Raw genomic sequence first — 7,488 nt, forward strand, 5'->3', positions numbered from 1 at the left:
TCTATCGTTCCGCGTCCTCGGACGCCCGCGGCTCTTCGGTTCGGGGCGGCTCGGGATCGGCCGTCCCGCCGTCGCCGACGCGGATCCGGTAGAGCTGGTGGGCCACGCCGGCGAGCGCGACGAAGAGCACCGCGAGGTTGAACGCCGCGAGCGCGATCGGCTGGTAGGCGGGATCGAGCCACGTCCGGATCGCCCGCCCGGTCTGGCTGTAGAAGCTCCAGCCCGCGATCAGCGCGAGCAACACCAGGGCGGCGAGGCCGATCCGGTCGAGCAGCCCGCGGAGGTCCTCGGAGGAGAGCCGGGAGAGTCGAGACCCGCTCTCCTCGGCCGGTTCGGGGTCGTCCTCCGCGGTGCCCCCGTCCGGGGCGGTCGCCGGCTCGGCTGCTGGAGTGGTCGCCGACTCGGCTGCTGGAGCGGTCGTCGGGGCGGTCCGCGTCGAATCGGTCTCCGTTTCGTCTGAGGTGTCGGTCATGGCGTCGGTGTTCCGTGAGTCGGTCGGGCGGGCGTCTCGTCGGTCGGTGGCTCGGTCGCGATCGGTCCGGGCGTTCGGCGGCCCGTCGGAGGGGTCGTCGCTCATGACTCCCTCCGTGCGAGAAGCGCGGCGGCGAGGAGCCCCGCCACCGCGACGACGAACCCGAATCCGGGCGTCGCGTCGTCGGTGCTCGCGTCTCCGCGGTCCGGCGCGCCGTCGTCGGCGCCGCCGTCGAGGGCGTCGTCGCCGGCCTCCTCGGAGAAGTCCTCGATCTCGAAGGAGACGTCCCGGACCGTCTCGTTCGCGGTGATCCGCTCCTGCGGATCGAGGTTGGCCACGCCCTGCGTCTCGTCGATCAGGACGTCGTCGTCGAAGAGCGCGGCGTCGACGTAGTAGTTGTACCCGTCCGGGGCCTCGAGCGTCGTCGTCACCGTGGCGGTGCGGCCCGGACGCACCGACCCGACCGTCTCGGTCGCCTCGTCGGCGATCACGTTGGAGTCGGCCTGTCGGAGCAGCAGCCGGAGGTCGATCTCCTCGGAGGCGTCGTCGCCGCGGTTCGTGACCGACACCGACACCGAGAGGGTCGCCGTCTCCTCGCTCGTCCCGGCCACGCTCACGGCGACGGTCGGCCAGACGTTCCCGTCGGCGAACTCGACCGGGGAGTCCGCGTACGTCGGCGTGAGCGCCGAGACGCCGGCGACCCGCGTGGTCCGCTCGCTTCGACGCTGGCCGTCGGCGTAGACCACCGTCTCGAGGCGATACCCGCCCTCCCGTTCCACGTCGAGGCTGCCGTTCACGGTCGTCTCCCCCTCGCGGTCGACGTCGCCGACGTCGACGGTCGTCTCGTCGACGAGCAGCCCGGAGTCCGCGTCGATCGCGCGGTGGCGGACCGTGACGTTCTCGACGGTCGAGCCGCGGTGTCTGAGGTCGACGAGGAGGTCGAGCGTGGCCGTCTCCCCGCGGACCTCGCCGGGCGAGACGACGACGTCCGCGAGGTCGATCTGTCCGGGTCGGTCCGTCTCCGCCCGCGGGTCGTCGATCGCGTCGGGGACCGCGACGATCCCGACCGCGCCCGCGAGCACGACCGCGGCGGCGACCGCCAGGAGGGTGGTTCGCGTGTCCATACGCCGCGATCCGGGCCCGGGGGTAAGTGCTTTGTCCGCCGGATCAAAGGGTCCGGTACCGACCCTGCGACTCCGAGAGTTCCCCGCGACGCGTCAGTTTCTCCAGGAGGTCACGGGCCGCTTCGGCGGGAACGCCGTGGTCCGTCGCGTACGCGACGATCCGTTCCTCGGTCGGTTCCGCGGCCTCGTCGACCCCGTCCCGGACGACCTCCTCCCGCGAGCGAGTCGACCCGGCGCTCCCCTCGGCACGCGAGCCGGCGTCGAACACCGCGTCGGCGTCGAGCCCCGAGGCTTCGAGGTACTCCCGGTCGTCGATCCCGGCGTCCTCGACGGCGCGTTCGAGCTCCGAGACGTGCCCGACGTCGGCGAAGGCCTCGCCGTCGCCCCGTTTCTCGGCGAGCAGGGCCGCACGCGCCTCGCGGGCCGCCTCGCGGTCGTCGGACTCGAAGAGGCGTTTGAGCTTCGCGGTTCGATGGGTGGTTTCACACCGCGAACAACGGGCCGTCTCGCTCGATCGCGGGTCGCGAACGAGCCAGAGGTTTCCACACCGGTTACACCCGACGACCGCGTACATGCCCGACCCTTCGCCGGCCTCCGATTTGAACCCTCGGCTCCCGGGTTCGCCGTCGGCCGGTGGCGACGAGACGGGTCGACTCAGGCCTCGTCGCCCGGGGACCCGCCCGCTCCGTCGGACCCGTCCGCGTCGGGGTCGTCGGGCAGCGATATCAGGTTCTCCCGACCGAGCCGGAGCTTCTCGACGCGTCCCTCGTCGGCCATCGCCGAGAGGAGCTGGGAGACCTTCGCGTCGGACCACCCCGTCTCCCCGACGATGTCGGCCTGTCGCATCCGTCCGCCGTTCCGATCGAGCAGGCGCTCGACGCGCTCCTCGTCGGAGAGGAGCGAGAGGTCCTCCTCGGGTTCGCCGTCCTCGCCCTCGCCGCCGGGATCGCCGTCGTCCCGTGCGTCCGGGGCGTCGTCGTCCCCGGCGGCCGCCGAGATGCCGGCCGCCGCCCCCGGGTCGGGTCCGTCGGGCCCGTCGGACGACGTCGGGTCGCCCCCGGACTCGAGCCGGCGATAGCCGATGAGCCCTCCGGCGATGACGACCGCGGCGAGGACGATCGCGCCGGCCAACAGCGTCCACGGCGGCGTTTCCTCGGTCGGCGGCGGCGACGTCGGCGAATACACGACCGCCACGCGGTCGCCGTCGGCGAACACTCGCGGCCCCTCGATGACCACGGAGTTGTCCTCGAGTCTCACGTTCGCGCCCGGCGTCCCCGAGACGGAGAACCCCTCCGGCGTGGTCACCTCGATCGTCTGGCCGGACTGAAGCGACCGGAGCCAGGTCCCGTTCTCGGTGGTCGTCAACGCGTCGCCCAACACGAGGTCCTGGTCGTCCTCCGCGAGGAAGTCGGTCCAGACGAAGGTCAACCGCAACTCCCCGGCCGCAGCGACGTCCTCGGCTCCGACGCTTTCGTCGGTTCCGTCCCCGTCGACGCCTCCGTCCCCGTCCGTCCCGTTCGCCGTCCCGGGGTCCTCGATGACGACGAACTCGCGGTCGACGTTCACCACCGACATCTCGCGGTCGGCGCTTCGGCTCGCCTCCTCGGCGAACCGCTCGAACAGGGCCGGTGACGGTCCCACCTCCCCGTCGACGAACCGCTCTCCGACGGTCTCGAACGCGGCGGTTCGGTTCGGTTCGGCGAACTCGTAGCGAACGACGACCTCCCACCGCGCGTCGCGGTTCGGCCGTAAGTCGATCCGTATCCGCGTCTCGCCCGTCGGCACGGCCGCCCCGTCGACCTGGGCTGACGGGCCGGGCCCTATCGAACTCGAGTGCGTCGGATCCGGCGGTGACGGGTGGATGGAGGGAGCGGTCTCCCCGACCGCGATCCCCGATCCGCCCGCGAGGGCAAGGACGAGGAACGCGACGAGGAGAACGCGGGTCGCGGGGTTCCGCATGTAGTTCGGGGGCACTCGCGCCCCGGGCAAAACGCTTTCTATACCCGGTCTCGTCGATCGCGGAGACCCGTGACGGCGGCGGGTCTCGGTCGCCGATCGCGGGGATCTCCGCGTTGAGACGGCACGGGTCCCGCGCCGTCGGTCGTGGCGGACCCCCGCCGAGTTGAGGTGGGTTTTTCACCCTCGCCGGAGAAGCGGACGACGATGAGAGCCCTCTCGGTCTTCGTCGCCGTCCTCCTCCTCGTCTCCTCGATCGCCGCAGGGGTCGGTCCCGCCGGAGCGACGGCCGACGCTCGGTCCGCCTCGGCGTCCGCCGTCCCCGAGTCCGACCCCGCTCGGACGGGATCGATCGACCCGGCAACGGGACCGGCCTCGACACACGGCGAGAACTTCACGCTCCGCGTGTTGTCGACGCCCCCCGGGGTCGAGCCGCGGCTCTCGAGCCACCGGCGCGGCGTCAACCTCGGCACGTCCCTGGGGCTCGCGGTCGGCGACTCGGACGCGGCCCTCCGGACGGAAACGGCGGTACGGCGCATCGAGTCCGCCGAGACGAACGCCGAGCGTCAGCGACGCATCCTCTCCGCGATAAACGAGGTCGAACAGAACGAGGTGAGCCTCGACAGTCGACAGACGACGGCGATCAACGCACACGCCTCGGGAGAGCTGACCGACCGCGAGCTCCTCGACGAGCTGGTTCGGATCGCGGCGCTCGCACGCGAGTACGACAGTCGGCTCGACACGCTCTCCGAGCTCGCCGAGGAGACGGACGGGTTCAACACGCCGGACCGCGTCAGCGCGCTTCAGGTCCGGCTTCAGGTGTACGACGGTCCCGTCCGACGGATCGCGCTCGAGACGGTCCGCGGCGATCGGACGGGAACCGAGATCCACGTCCAGTCGAGTTCGAACGCACTGGTCCTCGCCGCGATCGACGGCGACCAATACGTCAGGGAGGCGTTCCGGCGCGATCGGTGGGACCGCGGTGGCGACGACCTCGGAAGCGAAGCCGCGATCAACGCGACGATCGAGAGCTACCCGGAGACGACCGACCTCCGGGAGCCGAACGCGCTCGGTGCGGGGGCGGTCCAGCGGATCACCGTCGATCACGACTTCGGGAGCCTCCGGACGTTCGTCAGCGGCGGCACGGAGCAGGTGTTCCTCGAACACCAGCGGATGGCGCTCTCGGCGTTCCCCGACACGGACTCCGTGTCGACGTCGGAGGACGGCTTCAACGTCACCGTCAACCGGACGTACCCCGGCGGACCGGTGACCGTCACGGTTCTCGATCCGGCCACCGACGACCCGCTCGAGGGGATCACGGTGACGAAGAGCTCCGGCGGCAGTCCGAGCGAGACGATCGGGAACACCGACGGGGACGGCGTGGTTCGGACGCTCTCGCCGGCCGCTTCGTACCGGATCACCGTCGTGGACGAGCCGCGAGTCGCCGTGATCGACGACATCGACCCCATCGAGACGCCGCGGGTGACGGACGACGTCGCGGACGGGTCCGAGACGGACGACGGCGGGTGACCGTCGGCGGCGACCCCTTTTATCCGATCACGAACCAGACGGCCCGTGCCGTCCCGAACCCCATCACACGCGTCGAACGCGTCGAACCCGTCCCACTCGGCGCGCGCGCTCGCTCCGCTCGCCGGGCTGCTGCTCGTCGCGATGACCGTCGTTCTCGCGGTCGGCGTCACGGCGGCGACGACGATCGATCCGCCCGCCGAACCGGCCCCGACCGCGATGGTCTCGATGGAGGTCGAGGGCGATCGGATCACGCTCACCCACGACGGCGGCGATCCGATCGCCGTCGACGATCTGTCCGTCCGCGTCAGCGTGAACGGGGAGCCGCTGGCTCGTCAGCCGCCGGTGCCGTTCTTCTCCGCGGCCGGATTCAGACCCGGACCCACCGGGGCGTTCAACGCCGCGAGCGACGACGAGTGGGTCGTCGGCGGGTCCGCGTCGTTCCGGATCGCCGGGACGAACGATCCCCACGTCGCTCCCGGCGATCGGGTCGAGGTGCGCCTCGCCGTTCGCGAGCGACCGGTCGCGACGCTGGAGGCGACGGCCCGTCCGGGATGAGCGTCGGCCCGGGACCCCTCGGGGACCCGCGCGACGACCTACTCCTCGGGGACCCGCGCGACGACCTACTCCTCGGGGACCCGCGCGACGGTCGTGATCGCCCGCGGGCTCCGGGGCGTCGCGCGCTGGATGTGGTGTTCGAACGTCTCGTAGCCGGCCTCCTCGAACATCCGATCGGCCTCGGCCTCGTCGTAGAAGAGCATGATCGCGTCGGCGACCCGCTGGAGGACGCGGTTGTGCGGGTAGTCGGGGCCGACGACGAGCACCTGCCCGCCCGGCTTCGCGACGCGACGGAGCTCCCTGAGTCCCTCGACGGGGTTCGGCCAGTACTCGATCGAGCCGGACGACCAGACCACGTCGAAGACGTCGTCCCGGAAGGGGAGTCGCTCGGCGTCGCCGCGGTAGAAGTCGACCCGATCGCGTTTCCCGAACTTCTCGAAGGCCTTCTCCATCTGGTGGACGCTCTGGTCGAGCCCGTGGACGTCGTCGGCGTGCTCCAAGAGGCCCTCGGTGCCGAATCCCGTCCCGCAGCCCACGTCGAGCACGCGGTCGTCCTCGCCGAACTCCAGCCACGAGAGCGCCTCCGCCCGCATCTCCTCGTTCCAGTTGAATCGGTTGACCCGGTCGTACACCTTCGAGAGGTACTTGTAGAACAGCCGGGCGTTCGACTTGTCCTCGAGGATCCCCATTGACCGCCGGTTGGGGAGCCGACCCCATAACGACACGGATCCGGTCCGGGCCGGCGACGCTGACTCGACGGCGGGGCCGATCCCGACTCGACGACGGAGTCGGTTCCGATCCGACGCCGTCCGGTTCCGACCGGCTTATCCGACGACCGTCCGTCCCGTCCGTATGAACCCGACGACGACCGGTCGATTCCGGGTCCACGACCGCCGACCACGACCCGTCGACGGCGGCGACGGGCCCGCCGAGTTCGTCCTCGTCGAACTGCCCGAGGACGCGATCGACCCGACCGATCCGGACGCCGCGGAGGCGTACGACCCGCTGTACGCGACGGCCACCGGGTACGAGGGCGAACTCGCCGAGCGGGTCGCCGATCTCGATCCCGGTAACGTCGTCGACGCGACGCTGGCGTGGGAGGACGGCACCGCGCGGTTCACCGAGGTGACGACCGTCCGCGAGAGCCGGTTCCGGTTCGCCGACGGCGTCGAGGGGATGTTCGAGGCGGCCGTCGACGCGTGGCGGACGATCCGCGCCGACGGTGAGGCGATGGGATCGGTCACGACGCGGTCGACCGACGGCGAGCCGAACGGCGCGCTCTACCTGTTCGCCGACGGTTCCGGAACCGACACGTTCGCGGAGCTTCGGGCGGCCCGGCTCCCGGTGGAGCCGCTCGTCGATCGGGTCAACGAGACCCGAGGGGACGACGCGCCCCGAGAGGTGTTCGTGCTCCGGCCGGCCGCCCACGAGTTCGTCGCCGTCTACGTCGTCTTCGAGCGGGACGGGGTGCTCGCGAGGACGGTCCGGGACACCTACGGACTCGGCGATGGACTGGCCGCCGGACTGGAATCTGCCGGCGTCGACACGATCGAGACGGGGGGATCCGAGGACGCCGGCGGTTCGGACGACGCGGACGACGAGGGTTCGGACGACGCGGACGACGAGGGTTCGGACGACGGACCCGACGGTGACGGATCGGAGTTCGATCTCACCGACCGGCTGTGAGCCCCCGACCTACGGCCCGTGACCGCTCGACCTACAGCCAGTCCGCGTTCGGGTCCACGCGCCCGTCGGGAACCTCGCCGGTGAGAACGGCGGCGACGTCGGCGGCGGCGCTCCGGTTCAACTCCTCACGGGCGTCCTCGCTGTACCAGGCGGCGTGCGGCGTGA

At 71.4% G+C, this 7,488-nt stretch carries 8 protein-coding genes and 1 pseudogene; 3 read left to right on the plus strand and 6 right to left on the minus strand.

Annotation, left to right across the window (positions count from 1 at the left end):
* Position 1 precedes the first annotated feature (1 nt).
* The 4 genes from F3H10_RS06775 to F3H10_RS06790 form a co-directional block, all read right to left on the minus strand.
* Positions 2-577: a hypothetical protein gene (locus F3H10_RS06775; protein WP_149784037.1), complete on the minus strand. Its 576-nt coding sequence runs from the start codon at positions 575-577 to the stop codon at positions 2-4.
* Positions 574-1,596 carry a DUF7490 domain-containing protein gene (locus F3H10_RS06780; RefSeq protein ID WP_149784038.1) on the minus strand — a complete coding sequence of 341 codons (1,023 nt, stop codon included), beginning with the start codon at positions 1,594-1,596 and terminating at the stop codon, positions 574-576. The genes F3H10_RS06775 and F3H10_RS06780 overlap by 4 nt, the downstream gene beginning before the upstream one ends.
* A gap of 43 nt (positions 1,597-1,639) precedes the next feature.
* The gene (locus F3H10_RS06785; protein ID WP_149784039.1) at positions 1,640-2,170 is read right to left on the minus strand and encodes a DUF5817 domain-containing protein; all 531 of its coding nucleotides are present in this window, start codon (positions 2,168-2,170) and stop codon (positions 1,640-1,642) included.
* A gap of 80 nt (positions 2,171-2,250) precedes the next feature.
* On the minus strand, positions 2,251-3,555 hold the full coding sequence (locus tag F3H10_RS06790) for a helix-turn-helix transcriptional regulator (RefSeq protein WP_149784040.1): 1,305 nt from the start codon (positions 3,553-3,555) through the stop codon (positions 2,251-2,253).
* A 204-nt stretch (positions 3,556-3,759) separates the two neighbouring features.
* Between F3H10_RS06790 and F3H10_RS06795 the strand changes: the two genes are divergently transcribed.
* Together F3H10_RS06795 and F3H10_RS06800 are read left to right on the plus strand one after the other, a co-directional pair.
* Positions 3,760-5,082 carry a DUF7094 domain-containing protein gene (locus F3H10_RS06795; protein WP_149784041.1) on the plus strand — a complete coding sequence of 441 codons (1,323 nt, stop codon included), beginning with the start codon at positions 3,760-3,762 and terminating at the stop codon, positions 5,080-5,082.
* 126 nt (positions 5,083-5,208) lie between these two features.
* Positions 5,209-5,637 carry a type IV pilin N-terminal domain-containing protein gene (locus tag F3H10_RS06800; protein ID WP_262488559.1) on the plus strand — a complete coding sequence of 143 codons (429 nt, stop codon included), beginning with the start codon at positions 5,209-5,211 and terminating at the stop codon, positions 5,635-5,637.
* Positions 5,638-5,702: 65 nt separating this feature from the next.
* Here F3H10_RS06800 and F3H10_RS06805 read toward each other — a convergent pair whose 3' ends face one another.
* Positions 5,703-6,326 carry a methyltransferase domain-containing protein gene (locus F3H10_RS06805; RefSeq protein WP_149784042.1) on the minus strand — a complete coding sequence of 208 codons (624 nt, stop codon included), beginning with the start codon at positions 6,324-6,326 and terminating at the stop codon, positions 5,703-5,705.
* Between the two features lie 163 nt (positions 6,327-6,489).
* On the opposite strand from F3H10_RS06805, the gene F3H10_RS06810 reads away from it, so the two are divergent.
* Positions 6,490-7,323, plus strand: coding sequence for a DUF6663 family protein (locus F3H10_RS06810; RefSeq protein ID WP_149784043.1), 834 nt, complete (start codon positions 6,490-6,492; stop codon positions 7,321-7,323).
* 31 nt (positions 7,324-7,354) lie between these two features.
* Here the strand turns inward: F3H10_RS06810 and F3H10_RS06815 are convergent.
* Positions 7,355-7,488: pseudogene (locus F3H10_RS06815) on the minus strand (C-terminal binding protein); the annotation flags it as partial.

This window comes from Halorubrum aquaticum, assembly GCF_900113615.1.
Lineage (GTDB): Archaea > Halobacteriota > Halobacteria > Halobacteriales > Haloferacaceae > Halorubrum > Halorubrum aquaticum.